This window comes from Actinoallomurus oryzae (assembly GCF_039541955.1).
In the GTDB taxonomy this organism is placed as follows: domain Bacteria; phylum Actinomycetota; class Actinomycetes; order Streptosporangiales; family Streptosporangiaceae; genus Actinoallomurus; species Actinoallomurus oryzae.
The window spans coordinates 139,687-160,154 of the sequence record NZ_BAABHF010000067.1; the positions used below are offsets into that span (position 1 = coordinate 139,687).

Annotated in this window: 6 protein-coding genes; all 6 read right to left on the minus strand. The window is 71.4% G+C overall.

Features of this window, described 5'->3' with window-relative positions:
• Window positions 1-31 precede the first annotated feature (31 nt).
• Window positions 32-4,057, minus strand: a complete 4,026-nt coding sequence (locus ABEA10_RS49035; protein ID WP_345475586.1) for a non-ribosomal peptide synthetase — start codon at window positions 4,055-4,057, stop codon at window positions 32-34.
• The gene (locus ABEA10_RS49040) at window positions 4,054-4,887 is read right to left on the minus strand and encodes a thioesterase II family protein (protein WP_345475587.1); all 834 of its coding nucleotides are present in this window, start codon (window positions 4,885-4,887) and stop codon (window positions 4,054-4,056) included. Before ABEA10_RS49040 ends, ABEA10_RS49035 begins: the two co-directional genes overlap by 4 nt.
• Window positions 4,875-6,407: a GMC family oxidoreductase gene (locus ABEA10_RS49045; protein WP_345475588.1), complete on the minus strand. Its 1,533-nt coding sequence runs from the start codon at window positions 6,405-6,407 to the stop codon at window positions 4,875-4,877. Before ABEA10_RS49045 ends, ABEA10_RS49040 begins: the two co-directional genes overlap by 13 nt.
• Window positions 6,404-10,972 carry a non-ribosomal peptide synthetase gene (locus tag ABEA10_RS49050; protein ID WP_345475589.1) on the minus strand — a complete coding sequence of 1,523 codons (4,569 nt, stop codon included), beginning with the start codon at window positions 10,970-10,972 and terminating at the stop codon, window positions 6,404-6,406. The genes ABEA10_RS49045 and ABEA10_RS49050 overlap by 4 nt, the downstream gene beginning before the upstream one ends.
• Before the next feature lie 53 nt (window positions 10,973-11,025).
• Window positions 11,026-15,207, minus strand: coding sequence for an amino acid adenylation domain-containing protein (locus ABEA10_RS49055; protein ID WP_345475591.1), 4,182 nt, complete (start codon window positions 15,205-15,207; stop codon window positions 11,026-11,028).
• Window positions 15,208-15,256: 49 nt separating this feature from the next.
• Window positions 15,257-20,468: type I polyketide synthase (locus ABEA10_RS49060; RefSeq protein WP_345475592.1), on the minus strand; the 5,212-nt coding region annotated here is incomplete at its 5' end.

Here is a 20,468-nt window from a genome sequence, read left to right on the forward strand (position 1 = left end):
GGGGCTCCCGGCGGGAGCCCCTCCCCTGATGTCAGGCCGGCCGGCCGGCGGATGGCCGGCCGCTCGCCAGCCAGGCGCCGATGCGCGCGGCGAGGCGGGGCAGCCGGTCTGGCGCGATCATGGAGAAGTGGTCTCCGGAGGCCTGCTCGGACTCGATTCCGGGGCACACGGATCGCCACGCGGGCAGGGTGTCGGGCCGCTCGGGCTCATCGGCCGCGACGAAGAGGAGCACACGCTGGTCCAGCGGTCCGGGACGGTAGGCCGCCAACAGCGCCAGCTCGTGCTCCTGGACGCGCTTCAGGTGCTCGTAGCCGGCCTCGTCGACGTCACCGGGGAGCAGCCCGTGGGCGACCGCGGCGTCCCGGGCGATCTTCGTGTGGGTGCCCGGAGCGGCCGCCCGCAGCGCGGCCACCGCGTCCTCGGGAGGCGGCCCCAGCCTGAGCGTACGGAGGAACCCGATGTGGCGGTCGGCGTCGGTGAGCGGGAGGTGGATGTCCCTGATCTCGGTGTCGAACATGACGACCCGGCATTCGTGGCCCCGCGCCGACAGTTGGCGGGCCACCTCGTAGGCGATGGAACCGCCCATCGAGGCGCCGCCGAGGAGGTAGGGCCCCTCGGGCCGGTGCCGCAGCAGTTCCTCGCGGTACCCGGCCGCCATCGTCTCCAGGTCGGGAGCGAAAGCGGCGTCGGAGCCGTCGACGAGAGGCCGGCTCTGGAAGGCACGCACCGGTCCGGCCCAGGCTTGGGCGAGCGGCCGGTACGGCGCCACGGCGCCACCCAGAACGTGGAACAGGATCAACTCCTCTCCCGCGCCGTCGCCGAGGTTCACCATGCAGGAGACGTCGGGGCCGTGGCCGGCCACGAGGCCGGCGAGCCCGCGTACGGTGGCCGCCTCGAAGACGCGGCCCATCGGGATGTCGACACCGAGTTCCACCCGGATGCGGTTGACCAGTCGCAACGCCAGCAGGGAGTTCCCGCCGAGATCGAAGAAGTCATCATCGGGGCTCACCGACGGCACCTCGAGAAGCTCGGCGCACAGCCGGCCGAGCCGTTCGGTCAGGTCCGGGCCGGAACCGTCCGGGCCGGGGACACCGTCGCCCTCCGGCAGGTCCGCCGCGGGCTCGCCCGCCGACCGGACCAGGGCGAGCGCCGCCGCGTGGTCGACCTTCCCGTTGGGGGTGAGCGGCAGCGCCTCGACCACCTCGATCAGGACGGGCACCATGTAGCGCGGCAGCCGGGCCGCCAGGTGCTCGGCCACCGCGTCCCGGCCGGGCCGTTCGCCGGGTTCGGCCACCACCAGGGCGACGAGCCGTTTACCTCCGGCCGCCTGGTCGACGCACACGACACATTCGCGGACCATCGGATGAGTACGGCAGGCGGCCTCGATCTCGCCCGGCTCCACCCGGAACCCCTGGATCTTGACCTGGCGGTCCTCGCGGCCGAGGAACTCGATGGTGCCGTCCGGCCAGTACCGCCCCAGGTCCCCTGTGCGGTAGAGGCGTTCTCCCGTCACGGGGTGATACACGAACCGTTCGGCCGTTCGCTGTTCGTCCCGCCAGTACCCGCGGGCGAGGCCGATCCCGCCGATGTAGATCTCCCCGACGGCCCACGGCGGACGCACGTCCAGCCGGTGGTCGAGCACCTTCATCGTCTGATTGGTCAGCGGCCTGCCGTACGGCACGCTCTGCCACCGCGGGTCGACGTCCTCGACCTCGTACACGTTCGACCAGATCGCGGCCTCGGTCGCGCCACCCATGGCGATGACGCGGGTCGCGGGCCAGAGCGCGCGCATGCGGCGGGGCAGTGTCGTCGGCACCCAGTCGCCGCTGAGGAGGAACGCCCGCAGCGGCGGCAGGCCCAGCTCCGGTCTCTGCTCGGTGACCTCCACCAGCATCTCGGCCAGGGCGGGGACCGAGTTCCACACGGTGACGCCGTGTTCGCGGGCGGCGGCGGCCCATGCGAGCGGATCGGGGCGGGCGGTCGCGTCCGGGAGCACGAGCGTGCCACCCGCCGCCAGCGTCCCGAACACGTCCCAGACCGACAGGTCGAAGCTCAGCGACGAGATCCCGAACACCCGGTCGCCGGGGCCGAGGCCGATGCGCCGGTTGACGTCCGCGATGGTGTTGAGCGCGGCGCGGTGCTCGATCACCACGCCCTTGGGCCGTCCGGTCGACCCGGAGGTGTAGATGATGTACGCCGGGTCGCACTCGTCGCCGTCGGCCTCCGGCGGCTCCGGTCCGGCCTGGAGTTCGTCGACGTCCAGCCCGGTGAGGGAGTCGCCGGCGCCCAGATCGGGCACTCGGTGCGACTGCCGCAGCACGACGGTGGCCGAGCACTCCTGGATGAGCAAACGGATGCGCTCGGCCGGCAGATCGACGTCGACCGGGCAGTACGTCGCGCCGGCGCGCAGCACGCCCAGGACGGCGACGACCTGCTCCCAGCCCTTCGTCATGACGACGGGCACGACGTCGCCACGGCCGATCCCCTGAGCGTGGAGCCGGTCGGCGACCGCCGCGGACAGGCGCTCCAGCTCCCGGTAGGTGAGCGAACGCCGGGCGGACCTGACGGCGACGGCGGTGGGACGGCCGGCGGCCTGGCGCAGGAACCCGTCCTCGAGCCGGCCGGGAGGGGCCGGGGCGGTGGTGTCGTTGGCGGCGGCGACCACGGCGCGGTGCTCCGGTGGCACGGGGTCCGGCCGTGTGTCGGCTCCGTCCGGCCCGGCCAGCGTCTCGAGCATGCGCCGGTAGGACTCCACCACGGCGGCGGGCAGTCCCGGCGGGAACGCCTCCTCGACGAAGTCGATGTTGGAGAAGATGCCTCCGTCGAGGGCATCCCTGATCTGGTTGTCGACCAGGACCTGGGGGGTGTGCTGGACGCGTTGGACGAGCCGGAACGCGGGCCGCCCGGGCGGCATGCTGTCGAAGCCGGGGCCCTGGTTGTTCGTGAACACGTACGGGAAGGCCGCGCGCTGGGTCCAGCCGTTGCGCTTGGCCAGCTCGCGGCTGATCCGCACGGCGGTGACGTCCTTGTTGGCCATGTCGCGCCAGAGCCTGCGCTGCAGGCGCTGCGCCCGCGCCCAGAAGTCCTCGTCGTGGCGCAGGTCGACCTCCAGGGGAAGGGTCGCGCTGCGCTGTCCCACGACCTGTTGCACGCCGGGGCGGTACGCGATGTCGTACTGGTGGACGAAGTTCAGGCAGAAGTGCGGGGTCTCCGCCCACGCGCCGAGCGCCTCGGCGAACACGTGCAGCAGGGCGGTGCTCGGCAGCACCCGGTGCTTGCGGAAGTTGGCGCAGAACCGCCGCCACTGCTGTTCGGTCAGCCGGCTCGTGCGGCCGGTGAACCAGACGGAGTCGATCCCGGCCGCCTGCCGGGCGGTCGGGAGCCGTGGTGCCTCCGGCAGCGTGTCGAGCCGCTCCTCCCAGTAGGCCAGTTGCCGGCGGAACTCCTCGTCGTCCTCCCGCGCCAGCCGGGACAGCCGCCACTGCCGGAAGGTCTCGTGCACGGGCGGCAGCTCGGTGCCGGGATTCTTGTAGTACTCCAGCCAGTCGCTGATCACCGTTCGCATGCTGGATCCGTCGAGCAGGATGAGGCTCATCCTGAGGTGGACGCGTACGCGGTGCGGCCGTAGGCGGCTCACCACCACCTCGAACAGCGGCCACCCGGCCGGATCCAGCCCCGCGCCGCACATGCGCTCGCGAATCTGGCGGATCGACTCCTCCTGGCGGTCGCGGTCCAGATCGGTCAGGTCGATGACGGGCACCCGGACCCGCGGGGTCTCCTCCACCCCCATCACCCGCTGGTACCCGTCCTTCGACATGACGGTCCGCAGTTGCTCGTGCCGCTCGACCACTTTGTTCACGGCGTCCTCGGCGCGCCCGGGATCGAGACCGACGATCTCCGACTCCAGGTAGTAGTTCTGCCGCCCGCCCAGCTCGAAGACCCGGCTCCGGCCCACCATGTACGCGGATTGCAGATCGGTCAGCGGGAACCGGTCGGGGAGAGCGGCTCCACCGGCCGGAGGAGCGACCGGTGGAACGTCCGGCTCTGTCGTCGTCACGGGTTCCTCCCACTCCGTTCGTCGTTCGCCGGAACCGCGCCCGCCTCGTTCACGGGCCACGGCACCGGCAGGTCCCGGCCGATCTCGGGCAGGACCTCCTGTGGCGTGTCATGCAGGTAGAAGTGCCCGCCCTCGAACGTCCGCACGATGCAGCGGACGGACGTGTGCGTCCGCCAGGCCCGCAGTTCGTCGAGCGTCGCCTCCAGGTCCGCCGCGCCGCCGAACACCGAGATCGGGCAGTCCAGCGGTGGGCCGGGCCGGTACCGGTAGGTCTCCACCACGGCGAAGTCCGCCCGCAGGGCCGGGAGGAGCGGGGACATCACGTCGGGATCCTCCAGGAACTCCGGGGGCGTGCCGCCCAGCTCCCGGAGCCGTGTGAGGAGGTCCGGCAGCGGAGCGTCGTGGATCGGCGGACGCCGTGAGGGGATGTCGGGCGCGGGCCGCCCCGACACCATGAGCCGAGCGGGCTCGCCCAGACCGCGGCGGCGCAGCTCACGGCAGGCCTCGAAGGCCAGGAGCGCTCCCATGCTGTGGCCGAACCACACGTGTGGCCGGTCCAGCAGCGGAGCGATCTCCTGGACGAGCGCCCCGACGACGTGCCCGACCCGGGTGAGCGCCGGCTCGCGGAAGCGGGACTCCCGGCCGGGCAGCCGGATCGCGACGACCTCGACGTCGGGCGGCATATGGCGGGGCCACGCACGGTAGACGGCGGCGCCGCCCCCGGCGTGCGGCAGGCAGAGCAACCGCAGCCGCGGGGAGGGGACGTGGTTCCATCGCACCGTCCACGAGCCGGCCTCGGGCAGTGTCCTGGTCCGGGTCACAGCATCCACGTGGCCACCCTTTCGCCGAGCATGACGCAGGTCAGAGCCGGCGGCGCGCTGACCGGTGAGGGCATCACCGAGGCGTCGCAGACCACGAGTCCGTCGACCTGGTGGACCCGGCAGCGTTGGTCCACCACCGCCAGGTCGTCGTGGCCCATCCGGGCCGTTCCCGACGCGTGGAAGAGCGGGCTGATCCAGCGCCGTAGCGACCGCCTGAGCAGGGCGTCGTCGCCGACCATCCGGTCGGTCCAGATGACGGTCCTGCCCAGGTGCTCGCTCATCGGCCCGGACCGCAGGATCGACCAGGCCGTACGGACCCCGCCCATCAGGCGTTCCACGTCATGCCGATCGGTGCCCAGGCTCAGCACGACCTCGGGAGCGGAGTCCGGTTCGGGACCGGTGACCGCGACGTGGCCGCGCGAGCGTGGAGCGAGCAGCACGGTGGACACCATCGCGGCGATCCTCCCGCCGAGCATGGGACCGACCCGGGGCACGTCCGCGGTGGTGACACTCGCGGCGAGGAAGATCCCGAGGTCGGCGTCGCCTCCGGCGCTCGCCGCCCGTGCCATCACCTCGTACCACGGCATCCCGGCCCGGCAGACTCCGGGACGGGGGGTGGCCAGGATCGGCACGGCGGGATGGTCGCACAGGTCACGCCCGACGCCGGGCAGGTCGATCAGCGGCCGGATCCCCGACGCCGCCAGGCGCCGCGGGTCGCCGATGCCCGAACGCTGGAGGATCAGCGGCGTGCCGACGCCGCCGGCGGCCAGGGTGACGCGCCGTGCGCGGACCCGCCGCGGCCGGCCGCCCGTGACCACCTCCACTCCGGTCACGCGGGCGCCGTCCAGCAGCACGCGTACGGCCGAGCACCGGTCCGCGACGGTCAGGCCGGGACGATCCCGCGCCAGGGCCAGGTGCGTCCGCTCCGAGGACATGCGCCGCCCGCCCAGCTCGTTGCGGGGGATGAGCCCGGCCCCGGATCCTCCGCCGCCGTTGAGGTCCGGCAGCTCCGCGATGCCCAGGTCGCGGCAGGCGCGGAGAAAGGCGTCCGCGAGCGGGCTCAGCTCCGGCGCGGTCGCGCGACGGATGGGCACCGGCCCGTCGAGGCCGTGGTCCTCGCCCTTGAAGTCCGCGTCGGCCTCCAGCCGCACGTAGTGCGGCAGGACCTTCTCCCACGACCACTCGGGGTTCCCCGCCGCGGCCCACCGGCCGAAGTCGGCCGGGGCCCCGCGGAGCGCGATCGCGCCGTTCACCGCGGATGTGCCGCCGACGGTCCGGCCGAGCGGGTAAGGGCACTGGGGACCCCCGGCCTCGAGGTCGGCCGAGTACGCCCAGTGCCGGCCCGTCAGCACGGGGATCCCCGATGCGCCCGGCGGGGTCCCGTCGGCGGCGTGGTCCGGCCCGGCCTCCAGCACCAGCACCCGCCGTCCGGGATCCTCCGAGAGCCGTCCGGCGAGCACGGCGCCGGCCGTTCCGGCGCCGATGATCACTTCGTCCCACGGCTCCGGGCTCTCCAGCGGGCCGCTCACGACATGCCGAGCCGGTCGCGCACGGCGACCGCGAGCTCGGCGATCGTCGGGCTGTCGAACAACATCTCCAGACCTTCCTCGGCGGTCGCCTCCAGGCCGAGTTCGTCCTGCATCCGGTCGATGATGCTGACGGCGTGCAGGGAGTCCCCGCCGAGCTCGAAGAAGCTGTCCTCGACGCCGAACTCGTCGTGCTCCAGCGCGTCCCGCCAGATCGCGAAGAGCGTGCGCTCCAGTTCGTCGCGCGGGCCGACCTGGCCGGAGGTGTCCGCCTCGTCCCAGGGCAGGGGAAGCGCCGCCGAGTCGACCTTGCCGTTCGCGTTCAACGGCAGCCGGTCGAGGAAGACGTAGTGCCGCGGCACCATGTAGGAGGGGAGCAGTTCCTCGAGGTCGCCGCGCAGCCCCGTCGCGTCCGGCCGTACCGCGCCGGCGGGGGCCTGCGCCACCAGGACGTGCTGGACATGGACGTCCGTGACCGCCGCCCCGTCCGGGATCGAGCCGAACACCGCGAAGCCCGCGCCGGTGACGCGGTCCCGCCACTCCGGCACCGACAGCAGGGGACCCTGACGCTCGCCGTGGCCCTTCGCCAGACCTTCCAGGAAGGCGACGGTGACGAGCTGCTGCAGGGAGTTGGCCGTGCCCTCGATGAGCACGATCAGCCCGCCGGGCGTCAGCAGCGACCGCAGATGCTCCAGGCTTCGGTCCAGGTCGGCGGCGTCGTGCATGACGTTGGCGGCGACGACCACGTCGAACGTGCCCGGCGTGACCCCTTGCTCATCCGGTGCCCGGTCGATGTCGAAGGTTCGGTAGTCGACGATGCCGTCATCGCCGAAACGTGTCCTGGCGCGCTGGGTGAAATAGCGTGAGACGTCGGTGAACGCGTAGCGGGCCCGTTCGGCCGGCAGCTCCGGCAGGACGTGCTCCGTGGTCGCGCCCGTCCCGGCTCCCACCTCCAGGACGCGTACGCCGCGGTCGGCCGGCGTGCTCCGGGCGAACGATCCCACCACCTTCGCCGCGATCCGGTTCTGCAGGCGCGAGACGGGGTTGAGGGCGTAGAGCGCGTCGGTCACCCGCGAGTCGCCGCCGGGCAGCAGCAGGCTGAGCGGACTGATCTCGCCTCGCAGCAGTCGTACCTGGTTGCCGGCGCAGTCGCCGAAGTAGCCGAGGAGCGACTTCGCGGCGCCCCGCGCGTCGATGGCGTCCAGCCCACGGGCGATTCGCGCGTCCAGCTCGTCCGCGTCGAAGGGGCGCGCACAGCGGAACTCTCCGGCGCGGCCGGTCGCCACCAGGTACCCCTCCGCCTCCAGAACCGCCATCCATCGGCCGAGGAGCCCGCCGTAGACGGGTTTGAGGCCGCACCGTTCCACGACCTCCGCCCCCGTGGCGGTGTCGCCCGACGAGCGGAAGTACCCGAGGCGGGCGAACGTCCGCGCCATGAGCGGCGGGCACAGCCGTTCGACGGCCCGCCAGGTTTCGCGGTACCGCGCCAGTTCCTCGTCGAGCTCGGCGGCGCCCCGGGCCAGCTCCGCCGCGCCGGACGCGATCGCGGGTTCCCAGGCGCCGCTCGCCTGCCGGGTGGTCGCGCCGCTCGTACCGTCCGGCCCGGCGGGCACGACGTACGCCACCAGGTGCCGCCGCCCGGTCCGGGGTTCGGTCTTCACGCTCACGACGGACTCGGCGACGCCCGGCCGGCGTTCGAGCGCGGAGTTGATCTCGCCGAGTTCGATCCGGTAGCCGTTGATCTTGACCTGCTGGTCCTCCCGGCCGAGGAACTCGATGTCGCCGCCCGGCAGGTAACGGCCGAGGTCACCGGTGCGGTACAGCCGCTCTCCCGTCTCCGGGTGGATGACGAACCGTTCGGCGGTCCGGTCCGGGTCGGCCCAGTAGCCGCGCGCCACGCCGACGCCGCCGATGTAGATCTCCCCGGTGCTCCAGACCGGGCACGGCCGGAACCGGCGGTCGTAGACGTGCAGGGTCTGACCGCCCAGCGGTTTGCCGTATGGGATCCTGGACCATTCGGGGGGAACCTCGCCGATCGGGTAGCACACCGACCAGATCGACGCCTCGGTCGCACCGCCCAGGCTGATCACTTCCGCGCGGGGATGCAGCGCGCGGATCGAGTCCGGAAGCGACACGGGGATCCAGTCGCCACTGAGCAGGACCAGCCGCAGGGCCGAGACCGACCCGGCGTCCGTCCCATGCATCTGTGCGTCCGTCCACGCCTGCATCAGCGCGGGTACGGAGTTCCACACGGTGACACGGTGCCGCCGCACCAGTTCGGTCCAGTGCGCGGGATCGTGGTGCCGGTCGGGGGACGGCATCACCACGGTCCCACCCGCCGCCAGCACGCCGAAGATGTCATAGACCGACAGGTCGAAGCTGAGCGCCGAGAGCGCCAGGACCCGGTCGGCGGGCCCCACCCGGAAGCGGCGGTTCATGTCGTTGATCGTGTTGGTGGCGCCCCGGTGGTCGATCATGACGCCCTTCGGCCGGCCCGTGGAACCCGACGTGAAGATCACGTACGCCAGGTCCCCGGCCGCGGGGGAGCCCGGGAGCGGATCGGAGCCGGCCGCGACCACCTCCGGATCGGCGAAGGTGACCACGCGGACGTCCGGCGGCCATGACAGCCGGTCCCGGAGCCGCGGGGTGGTGATCACCGTCCCCGCGCCGGCCTGGTCCAGCAGGTCCGACCGCCTCGCCTCCGGCCACTGCGGGTCGATCGGCAGATATGCGGCGCCGGAGAGGGTCACCCCGAGTACGCCCGCGACCTGCTCCCATCCCTTGTCCATGATCACGCCGACGAGCGAGCCCGGGGTCGCTTCGAGCTCTTTCAGCCGGCGGGCCATCCGCCGCCCGTACGCCACGATCTCCCGGTACGAGCGCTCGCCGTCGGCGCTGATCACCGCGGTCGCGTCCGGAGTACGCGCGGCCTGCGCCTCGACGAGCCCGCACAGAGTGTCACCCGGTCCGGCGAGGGCGGCCGGGACGCCGGTGTCGTTGGCGCGGTCGCGTTCCTCCGCCTGCCAGGCCGGCAGCACGGCGAGGGAGTCGGCCCGGTCCCAGGCGTCCTCGTCCTCCGCCAGCCGGTCCAGGACACTCCCGTAGACGGCGAACATGTCGTCCAGCAGCCCGGCCGGGAAGAGCGCCTCCACGACGTCCCAGTTGTAGGCGAGCTCTCCCTGTTCCTCCGCCACCTGGTGGTCGAGCCACACCTGGGGCGTCTGGGTGAGCCCGTAGACCTGTTCGCCGAAGAACCTGATCCCGTCCGAGGGATCCTGCTCGGGCGCGCCGAGGACCAGGGCGCTGGTGAAGACGATGGGCATCGCGGCGTTCGGCCCGCTGCCCAGACGCCGGCTGCGCTCCCGCTGGACCCGCACTCCGCTGTAGGCCAGGTGCTCCATGTCGCGCATGAGCTGTCGCTGGACCCGCTGTGCGCGCTCGGCGAAGGACGCCTCGGCGTCCGCCCGCACCTCGAGCATCGTCAGCGTGGTGAAGTCGCCGATGACCCGGTCGATCTCCGGGTGCGCCTGCGGCCGGTTGAACAGCGTCAGGTTGAGGGTGAAGTCCGGTTGCGCGGACCACCGCCGCAGCACCTCCGCGAAGGCGGTCATCAGCACGGCCGAAGGCGTGACGCCATGTCGCCCCGCGGAGCGCTTGACCGCCGCCCACCGCTCCCGTGGGAGCCGGGCCTGACGGCGGGTGAACTCCGTGCGCTGGAGCTGGGAGGGCTGGACCGCCAGCGGCAGTGCCGGTGCGGGCGGGAGCGAGTCGAGGCGGTCGTGCCAGTACTCCTCGGCTCGCTTGTACCGGGCGGTTTCCCGTGCCCGCTCCTCGCTCAGCACGAAGTCGCGGTAGGAAAGCTCGAGCGGCCGGGGCGCCCAGTCCGGGTCCTCGTAGAACCGCCGCCAGTCCTCAAAGAACAGGTAGAGGCTGAGCCCGTCGAGGATCATGATGTCGAAGCTGAAGAACAGGTGTAGCCCGCCGTCGCCGATCCGCGCCGCGCGGATGTCGAACAGCGGCCATGCGTCGGTGGACAGCGACTGGTGGTCCATCTCGGCGCGGATCCGACAGGTCGCCTCCGCCTGTTCGTCCGGCGGCAGTGACGCCATGTCGGTGACGCTGATCTCGTACGGCGGCACCGTACGGAGGACGCGCTGCCGGCCGTCGGGCTGGACGACCGCGCGGAGCATGTCATGGCGTTCGATCACCTTGTTCAGGCTCTCGTTCAGCCGCCGGAGGTCGAGGCCGCCGCCGGACAGCTCGAAGTACAGGTGCGTGGAGACGCCGCCGAGCTCCACGGCCGAGCCGCGCCCGACCCAGTACGCGTGCTGGATGTCGGTCAGGGGAAACGGTTCGTACCGCTCACCGGGCTGCGGGACGATCGCGGGAACCTCCTCCTCGGGCCCGCTGCGCCGCAACAGGTCGATCAGTTCCTCCCGGTTCAGTCGCAACCTTTCCCGCAGTTCCGCGGTCAGGGCCCCGGCGGGCGCGAGCACGTCCAGGCGCCCGTCGGTCATGCGCAGCCTGATGCCGCGCCGGTGAAGTTCGCTGAGCAGGTCCTGCGCCATGAGGCCTTCCTTCCATCCGCTCGCCGTCGGCCGGTCGCCCGGCGGAACGCGCGTCATCGCTGGTTGAACGCGGCGGCGACGGCCGACGCCGCTCGCGGGTCGCTGAGCAGGGTGTGATGGGTTCCGGGAATCGAGGCGGTGTCCACCGCGCCGTGGGTCAGCCGCGCCCATCCCCAGTCGGGCGACGCGGAGTACGGGTGATCGGCGAACTCGCTGACGGTGCCGTCGCCCGCGCGCAGCACGGTGACGTCGGCGGCGATGGCCGGTGCGTGGTAGGAGTTGCAGGCGCGGACGACGCCCTGGAACACCGCGAGTGTGGCGGCCAGGTCGGCGATGTCCACGTCGGGAGCGCTCACTCCCTGCTCGGCGGCCAGAGCCAGCAGCCGCGCCAGCGTCTCCTCTCCGGTCGATCCGGTCTCCGGGACGCCCGGCGGGACGCGGCTCGGATCGAACCCGATGCCGAGGTCCTCCAGGAACCACAGCAGCAGCCGGTGTTCGTCGACCTCACGGGTCGCGAGGGGCGCGGGCGCGTCGATCACCACCACCCGGTCGACGGTCTCGCCGAGGACTTCCAGCCGGTGGGCCATCTCGAAGGCGATCACCGCTCCGGAGGACCATCCGCCGAGCCGGTACGGTCCCCGCGGACGGTCCTCCAGCAGGGCACGGACGTAGAGATCGGCCAGGTCCTCGACCTTCTCCAGGGGAGCCAGCCCGTCGGCGGGCCCGGGCGCCTGAAACCCGTTGGCCGGCCGCCGGAGCAGCTCCGCGAGCGGCTGGTAGCACAACACGCCGCCGCCCGCGGGATGCACCAGTGACCAGGGTTCCCCGTCCTTGCGGGTGTTCAGCCGGACCAGGGGCGACCACACGCGTTCGGCGGTCTCCAGGTACTCGGCCAGCCCGGCCACGGTGCCGTGTTCGAGCATCGCGCTGAGCGGCATCCGGCGGCCGAGACGCTCGGACACCTGCGCGATCACGCGCAGCGCCGCGAACGACTGCCCGCCCAGATCGAAGAAGTCGTCGTGTACGCCGATGGGCCGTCCCGTGGACAACAGGGACTCCCAGATCTCCACCAGAACGGCTTCCGTGGTGCTGCGCGGCGCCGTGTACGTGCGCTCGGCCTCGATCTCGGGCCGGCTCATGGCCTCCAGGGCGCGCCGATCGAGCTTGCCGTTCGCGGTGAGCGGGAGAGCGTCGAGCACGGTGACGCGGTCCGGGACCATGTAGCCGGGCAGCCGTTCCGCGAGGGTGCCGCGCAGCGCGTCCGGCTCGATCGGCTCGCCGTCCGGCGTGCCCACGACGTACGCGGCGAGCTGCTTGCCGGAACCGGACGACCGTGCCACCACGGCCGCCTTCCCGACCCGCGTGTCGTCCAGGAGCGCGTGTTCGATCTCTCCCGGCTCGACGCGGAAGCCCTGGATCTTGACCTGGAAGTCCGCGCGCCCGAGGAACTCGATGTCGCCGCTCGGCAGATACCGGCCCAGATCTCCCGTGCGGTAGAGCCGCTCACCCGTCCGGGGATGGGTGACGAACGCCGCCCGCGTCTTCTCCGGGTCACCGAGGTACCCCATCGCCACGCCGACGCCTCCGATGTGCAGGTGACCTGCGGTCCAGGTGGGCGCGTCCCTGCCCAGGTCGTCGAGCACGTACCACGTCTGGCCCGCCAGCGGCCGGCCGTACGGGATGCTCGGCCACTCCGGATCGACGCGGTCGATCGGGAAGTGGATGGACCAGATGGACGCCTCGGTCGCGCCCCCGAGGCTGACCACGGTGGCGTTCGGCGCCACCGCCCGGATCCGGCCCGGCAGGTCCACGGGGATCCAGTCGCCGCTCAGCAGGACCGTGCGCAGCGAAGGAAGCCGGGCGCCGGTCGCCGCGGCCTCCTCCACCAGGAGTTGCATGAGCGCGGGAACGGAGTTCCAGACGGTCACGCCGTGGGACCGGATGAGCTCGATCCAGGACGCGGGGTCGGTCCGTGACGCCGGAGGCAGCAGCAGGGTCGCACCCGCCGACAGGGAGCCGAAGATGTCATAGACCGAGAGGTCGAAACACAGGGACGAGACACCGAACACGACGTCGCCCGAAGAGATCCCGAGCCGCGTGTTGATGTCGGTGACGGTGTTGAGCGGGCCGCGGTGGTCGAGCATCGCGCCCTTGGGACGGCCCGTGGAACCCGAGGTGTAGATGACGTAGGCGAGTTCGTCGGGTTTCCGCACGACCGGAGCCACGGAGCCGGCGGATGTCTCCGCTTCCTCGCCCTCCTCGCCGCCGGCCACGGTCAGCACGGGCGCCCGCGTGAGCGCCGCCAGCCGTCCGTGCGACGCCGCGTCGGAGACGACCGCGCCGGCGGCCGTGTCCATGAGCAGGTACTCGATCCGTTCCTCCGGCCAGGCGGGATCGATGGGGACGTACGCGGCACCGGCGGTGAGCGCCGCGAGTACCGCGATCACCTGGGCGCGTCCCTTGGGCAGCACGACGGCGGTCAGATCGCCGGGCCGTACGCCGGCCGCCTGGAGCCGTCCGGCCAGCCCGCGGGCCAGGTCGTTCAGCTCGGCGAAGGTGACCGTGCCGTCCGCGTCGACCACCGCCGGCGCGTCCGGGCGTTCGGACGCCTGCCGGGGCAGCGCCTCGTGCAGCAGAGCGGGCGCGGCGGCCGGGGAGGAGGCGTTGAGACGAACCCGCTGGTCGCGCTGGTCGGCGGGGAGCAGCTCGAAGGCGTGCTCGCCCCACGCCCGGTCGTTCTCGGCCAGCCTGGCCACGGACGCCCGGTAACCGGCGGACATCGCGTCGATCAGGCCGGTGGGGAACGCCGCCTCGATGACGTCCCAGATCACCCAGAGGCGCCCGTCCCGCAGCTCCCAGAACTCGGTGTCCAGCAGAGTCTGCGGCGTCTCCAGCATGGAGTGGAAGGGCCGCACGGTGGGACCGACGAAGAGCGCGCTGCCGACCGCGAACGGGCAGATGGCCCGGCCCGGCGTCCGGCGCACCCGGTTGAGCTGTTGCAGCACGTTCGCGCCGCTCCAGTAGGACTGGGCCACGTCCGCCATGACCTGTGCCTGCAACCGCCGCGCCCGGTCGGTGAACGGTTCGTCGTGCCGCCAGTCGACCTCCAGCGGATACAGCGAGGCGAACTGGCCGAGGATCTCGCCGCTCTGCGGATGCAGCGGCAACCGGTGCGTGACCATGTTGTTGAGCAGGAAGTGCCGGGACCCGCTCCAGTAGGAGAGGATCTCCGCGTGGGCGGCGAGCAGCGCGTTGGTGAGGGTCAGCCCGCGCGCCTCCGCCCGCTCCTTGAACCCCCGCCACAGCTCCGGTTCCAGGAACAGTTCACGCCGGTACATCCTCGACCTGCCCCGGTGGGCGGTCCCCGGAACGAGCGGCAGGTCCGGGGCGTCCGGCCAGTCGGCCATCCGGTCGCACCAGTACTTCTCCGCCGCCCGGCCCAGCGGTGACGTCTCCAGCTCCGCGAGGGCCAGCACCTGGTCGCGGAAGCTCAGTTCGAGCTCGGGCAGGGCGTCGTCCGGATGGTGGTACAGGTGCATCGCCTCGTTGATGAGGCGTGTCCCGCTCGGCGCGTCCGTGAACACGTTGTTGTTGTTCCAGTGGAGGCGGGCCCGGCCCTCGCCGTACAGGCTGATGTGGGGATGCAGCCAGGGCCAGCGGTCGTGCGGTGGCTCCTCGCGCTGCAGACGCGCGCGCGTTCGCCGCATCTGGGCCTCGGCCTCGGCCTCCGGCAGTCCTCTCAGGTCCGAGACCGTCACCTTCACCGGCGCGAGGTCGCGTACCGTCTGCACCCGCATGTCGTCCCGGACGACCACGATGCTGCGGCGCTGGCGCCGGATCGCCTTGTTGAGCGCCTCCTCGTAGCGCGCCGGTTCGAGCTCGTCGAGGTCGAACTCCATGTACTGGTGCGGGCGTACGTGGTACTCGAACCCTTCCCGTCCGCCCATGAGGAACGACAGCTGCAGGTCGGGCGGGGTGAACGGCTCGTACAGGCGCTCGCCGTCCGGAGTGATCGTGGGCAGCTCCGCCTCGCCGTCTGCGTCGGCGCGTGTCTGGGCCAGCCAGCCGACCAGCTCCGCCTTGTGCCGGGCGAGGCCGGCGCGCAGCTCGGTGGACAGCCGCCCGCGAGGCGCGATGACCTCGATCCGGTCGTCACCGACCAGCTTGAGTCTCACGTCCGCGCGCGCCAGGTCGGCCAGCAGCGACGAGACCGTACGGGAATGAGGTTCGTCCATTTCCTATCTCTCCTTCAGATGGCGGCGCCGCCCGCGGGGCCGGGAGGAGTCACAGCGTCAGGACTTCGATGTCAGCGGGGTCGTCCGCCTCCTCCTCGCCGGTGGTCAGGACGTTGCGGACGGCGAGCTGGCGGCAGATGCTCTCCGCGACGTCCAGTGCCGTTCCGCCGCCCAGCAGGAGCTCCGCGGGAATGTCGGCCCCGAAGTCCGTGCGGAGGCGCCGGCGGAGCCGAACGGTCGTCAGCGAGTCGAGCCCGAGGACGTTCAGGCGGGTCTGAGCGAATCCGGCGTCCAGCTGGTCGCGCTCGGTCACGTTCATGCCGAGGAGGGCCGCCACGCGGTCCAGCAACTCGGCCAGAACGGCGTCACGCGCGGCGTCGTGATCCGTCAGCGCCAGCGACATCAGCTCCTCGACGCGGCCCGGGTCCGGCGGTTCGGGCTCGGCCAGATCCGTGGGAACCAGGTCGGCGAGCAGGGTGTAGGGCTGCGCGCCCTGCGTGGCGGCGGTGTAGCGGCGCCAGTCGACGGCGGCGAGGCCCACGTGCGCGGCGGTCTCCGCCGGAAGGTCGGTCAGCGCGCGCAGCGCCCGCTCGGTGGGCAGCGCGCTCATGCCCTTCGACTCGAGCCGGTCGGCCAGGCCCCGCTGCGCCACCATGCCGGTCTCCGCCCACGGTCCCCAGCTCACGCTGACGGCGGGCCGGCCCTCATGGCGGCGGGCGGCGGCGAGCGCGTCCATGAAGGCGTTCGCCACGACGTAGCCGGACTGCCCGGCCGAGCCGATGAGCGAAGCCACCGACGAGAACAGCACGAAGAAGTCGAGATCGTCGTCGCGGGTGTGCCGGTCCAGGTTCCACGCCCCCCGGACCTTGGGGTCCATCACCTGCTCCAGCCGTTTCGGCTCGAGGTCCGCCAGCAGGGCGTCGGCCGTAACGCCGGCGGCGTGCACGACGCCCCGGAGCGGCGGCATGTCCCGGCGTACGAAGTCCAGCAGTTCGGCCACGCTCATCGCGTCGGCGAGATCGGCCCGCCGCAGCTCGACTCGTACGCCTCTGGCCCGCAGTGCCGCGACGGGAACCGGCTCCTCGTCGGGGAGCGAGCGCCCGGCCAGGACGAGCGAGCACGCTCCCTCGTCCGCCAGCCGCCCGGCGACCGCGAGCCCGAGGCCGCCCAGCCCGCCGGTGATGAGGTACGTGGCGTCGGTACGGACCTTCAGCGCCGGCCGCTCGCCCGCCGCGTACCCGGCCTCGCGGAGCCGGGCCTCGAACCAGCGATCACCTCGGACGGCGAGGTGTCCCGAGCCGGGAAGCGCCGCGGCTCTGCCCAGTACGGTCCGCAGGGCGGGCATCGGCGCGGCGCGCTCCCCGTCGACCTGGACGCACTTGAGGTCCGGGTACTCCGCGACGATCGCCTTGGCGGCGGCGGTCCAGACGGCCTGGGCGGGATCCGGCGGGCCGTCCTGGCCGCGCCGCGCGCTCGCGGCCGATGAGCAGATGATGATCTGCGGCAGTTCGTCCGCGTAGGCGCGGAGGAAGTGTTTGAGCACCGAGAACCCTCGACGTGCCAACCGGTACGCCTCGCCGGGGCAGCAATCGTCCACGGAGGCACCGTCGTGCGGCCCGCCGTCCGGCCCGGCATGCGGGCCGTTCGCCGTCGCCGGGTCCGCTCCTCCGCCCAGGACCAGGCCGGTGACCTCGGTTCCCGCGTCTCGCAGGTCGCGGAACACCTGCTCGACCTCCGTATCTCCGCCGCCCAACCGGATCGGCGTCGCGGCGTTTCCGGAAGAGCCGTTCGCGGAGGTGCCGGCGGCCGGGCTGGAGTCGTCGAGCAGGGCGATCACGGTCGCCCCCACCTCGGTGAGCTGGGCGTGCCACTCCTCGACCTGACGGTGATCAGGTCCGTAGACCAGCCAGGTGCCCGACATCCGGGCGCCGTTCTCGGACGTCTCGTGGGCGAGGAAGGGCTGCCAGGTGACCTCGTAGCGGCGCGGTCGCGCCCCGGTCACCTCGGCGAGCGCCGCGGACGGGACCGCGCGGAGCCGGAGGCCTTCCACGACGGCGAGCGGCTCACCGTCGTCGGCGAAGATCTCCATGTTCATCGCGCGGTCGCCGGAGTCCTGGTGGCCGAGCCAGCGGGCCCGGCACCAGACCCGGGCCGGCAGCGCGGCGTGGACAAGGAGCCGGTCGACGGCCGCGGGAAGCCAGAGCGAACCGTCGTCGTCGGCGAAGGCCGCGCCGATGTGCAGGCACGCGTCGAAGACCCGCGGGTCGAGCATGGACGTTCCGTGATCCGCCGGCGCGGCATCGCTTTCGATGAGGCCGATCGCCGTGTCGCCGTCCCGCCACAGCCGCCGGAGCCCGCGGAAGGCGGGGCCGTGTTCCACACCGGCGGCCAGGAAACGTTCGTACAGCCGGTCGGCCGCCTCGGTCGTCATGCGCGTCTCGACGCCGGCCGGTTCGAAGGCCGCCACCGGATCGCGGTGAGACGAATCGGGAATCGTCGTTGCGGACTCGACGGTGACGTGTTCGGTCCACCGGTCGCGCCGTTGCCCTTCGACACGGGCGAAACAGCGCACGCCGAAAGCGTCGCCGGAGGAATCGACGGCCGTCTGCGCTTGGAGCGGTCGGTCGTCGGCGAAATGCATGAACGCGTGGAAGGCGACGTTTTTCAGTGACCAGGACCGGGCATCCGTACCGGCCGCCTTCGCCGCGCCGGCCAATGCCCAGTCGAGCATCGCCGCAGCGGGGAGGACCGGTGTGCCGAGCAGCCGATGCTCACGCAGGAAACCGAGGGAGTCGACCGTGATCGTCGTTTTGAACCACCGGCTCCGTGGTTCGGCGAGCTCCACCTCGGTCCCGAGAAGGGAATGCGTGGTCGTGTCGTCTTTCGGGCGGCTTTCCGTACGGGCGGTCTGCTCTGATTGGCGAACCCAGTAGGTGTTTCGTTGGAAGGGGTAGGTGGGCAGCGGCGTGGTGGGGGTGTTTGTGGGAGTGAGGGTGGGCCAGTGGGTGGTGTGTTGTTGTATGTGGAGTTGGGCGACTGTGTTAAGGATTTCTTGATTGTTGTTTTTGTGTTTGTGGAGGGTGGTGATGGTGTGGGTGTTGGGTTGGGTGAGTGTTTGTTCGGTGGGTGGGGTGAGGGTGGGGTGTGGTCCGATTTCGAGGTAGGTGGTGGTGTTGTTGGTTTCGAGGTGGGTGATGGTTTGGGCCCAGTGGGTGGGGTTGCGGATTTGGTTGGTCCAGTAGGTGGGGTCGGTGAGTTGGGCGACGGTGGCGGGTTCCCCGGTTTGGGTGGAGATGATGGGGATGGTGGGCGGCTGGTAGGTGAGGGTTTCAGCGACGTTGTGGAATTGTTGGAGGATTTGATTGGTGTGGGCGGAGTGGAAGGCGTGGGAGACGTTGAGTCGGGTGGTTTTGTAGCCGTGTTGTTTCAGTAGGGTGCTGATGGTGTTGAGGACGGTTGTGTCGCCGGTGATGGTGGTGGAGGTGGGGCTGTTGATGGCGGCGATGGCGGCGTCGGGGTGGTCGGTGAGGTCGATGTGCAGTTCGGTTTTGATCAGGTCGACGAGGTCCTGGTGGGGTGTGTTGGTGGCGTGCATCGCGCCGGTGGCGGGCAGGCTGTTGAGCAGCTTTGCGCGGGTGGTGATGAGGGTTGCGGCGTCGGGGAGGGTGAGGACGCCGGCGAGGTGGGCGGCGGTGATTTCGCCGATGGAGTGGCCGGTGAGGTAGTGGGGGGTGATGCCGTGGTGGGTGAGCAGCCGGTGGAGGGCGACTTGGATGGCGAAGGTGGCGGGTTGGGTGTAGAGCGTGGTGTGTAGCAGATGCGCTTGGGATGTGTCCGGTTCGGCGAAGACGATCGCGTTGAGATCGTGGGGGAGGTGTTTGTTGAGGTGGGTGATGGTTTCGTCGAGGGCGGTTTTGTAGGTGGGGTGGGTTTGGTAGAGGTCGTGTCCCATGCGGGGCCATTGGGCGCCTTGGCCGGTGAAGCAGAAGGCGAGTTTTCCCGGCGGTGCCGGGTCCGGTGGCGTGACGGTCAAGCGGGGGTGGGGTTGGTTGTCGGCTAGGGCATGTAGGGCGGTGGTGAGGTCGGTGATCGTGTTGCCGGTGATGACGGCGCGGTGTTGGAAGGTGGCGCGGCTGGTGGTGAGGGTGTGAGCGATGCCGATCGGGTCCAGGTCGGGGTGGTGTTCGATGTGGGTGGCCAGACGGCGGGCTTGTTCGCGGAGTGCACGGTGGGTCTTGGCTGAGAGCGGCCAGGCGATGAGGTCGGTGTGAGTGGTGGGGGTGGGTTCGTGGGCCCTCGAGGGCGTGGGTTCGGGTTGTTCGAGGATGAGGTGGGCGTTGGTGCCGCTGATTCCGAAGGAGGACACTGCGGCGCGGCGGGGACGGTTCGTCTCGGGCCAGGGGCGGGCTTGGGTGAGGAGGGTGACGGCGCCGGTGTCCCAGTCGATTTCAGGGTTGCCGTCCTCGGCGTGGAGGGTTTTGGGTAGGTGGCCGTGTTGGATGGCTTGGACCATTTTGATGACGCCGGCGATGCCGGCGGCGGCTTGGGTGTGGCCGATGTTGGATTTGATGGAGCCGAGGTACAGCGGTCGGTCTTCGGCTCTGTTTTGGCCGTAGGTGGCGAGCAGGGCGTTGGCTTCGATGGGGTCGCCCAGGGAGGTGCCGGTGCCGTGGGCTTCGACGGCGTCGATCTGGTCGGGGGTGACGCCGGCGTTGGTGAGGGCTTGTCGGATGACGCGTTCTTGGGAGGGTCCGTTGGGGGCGGTGAGTCCGTTGCTGGCGCCGTCCTGGTTGATGGCTGAGCCTTTGATGATGGCGAGGATCCGGCGGTTGTTCTTTTTTGCGTCTGATAGGCGTTCTAGGAGGAGGAGTCCGGCGCCTTCGGCGCCGATGGTGCCGTCGGCGGTGGCGGAGAAGGGTTTGCATCGTCCGTCGTGGGCGAGGCCGCGTTGTCGGCTGAATTCGATGAAGAGGCCGGGGGTGGACATGACGGTGACGCCGCCGGCGAGGGCGAGGTCGCATTCGCTGTTGCGGAGTGCCTGCGCGGCTAGATGGAGGGCGACCAGTGATGACGAGCACGCTGTATCCACCGTGACTGCTGGGCCTTGGAGTCCGAGAGTGTAGGAGATACGCCCCGAAATCACACTGGAGGCACTGCCGTTGCCGATATAGCCCTCGTAGCCTTCGGGAAGGAGGTGAAGCTGGCTGGCGTAGTCGTTGTACATGACGCCGGTGTAGACGCCGGTTTGGGTGTTGGTGAGG

What these genes read in the sequence shown, in the direction of transcription:
- ABEA10_RS49050 (WP_345475589.1), bottom strand. Translation starts at nt 10,972, where the DNA reads ATGGCGCAGGACCTGCTCAGCGAACTTCACCGGCGCGGCATCAGGCTG.
- ABEA10_RS49055 (WP_345475591.1), bottom strand. Translation starts at nt 15,207, where the DNA reads ATGGACGAACCTCATTCCCGTACGGTCTCGTCGCTGCTGGCCGACCTG.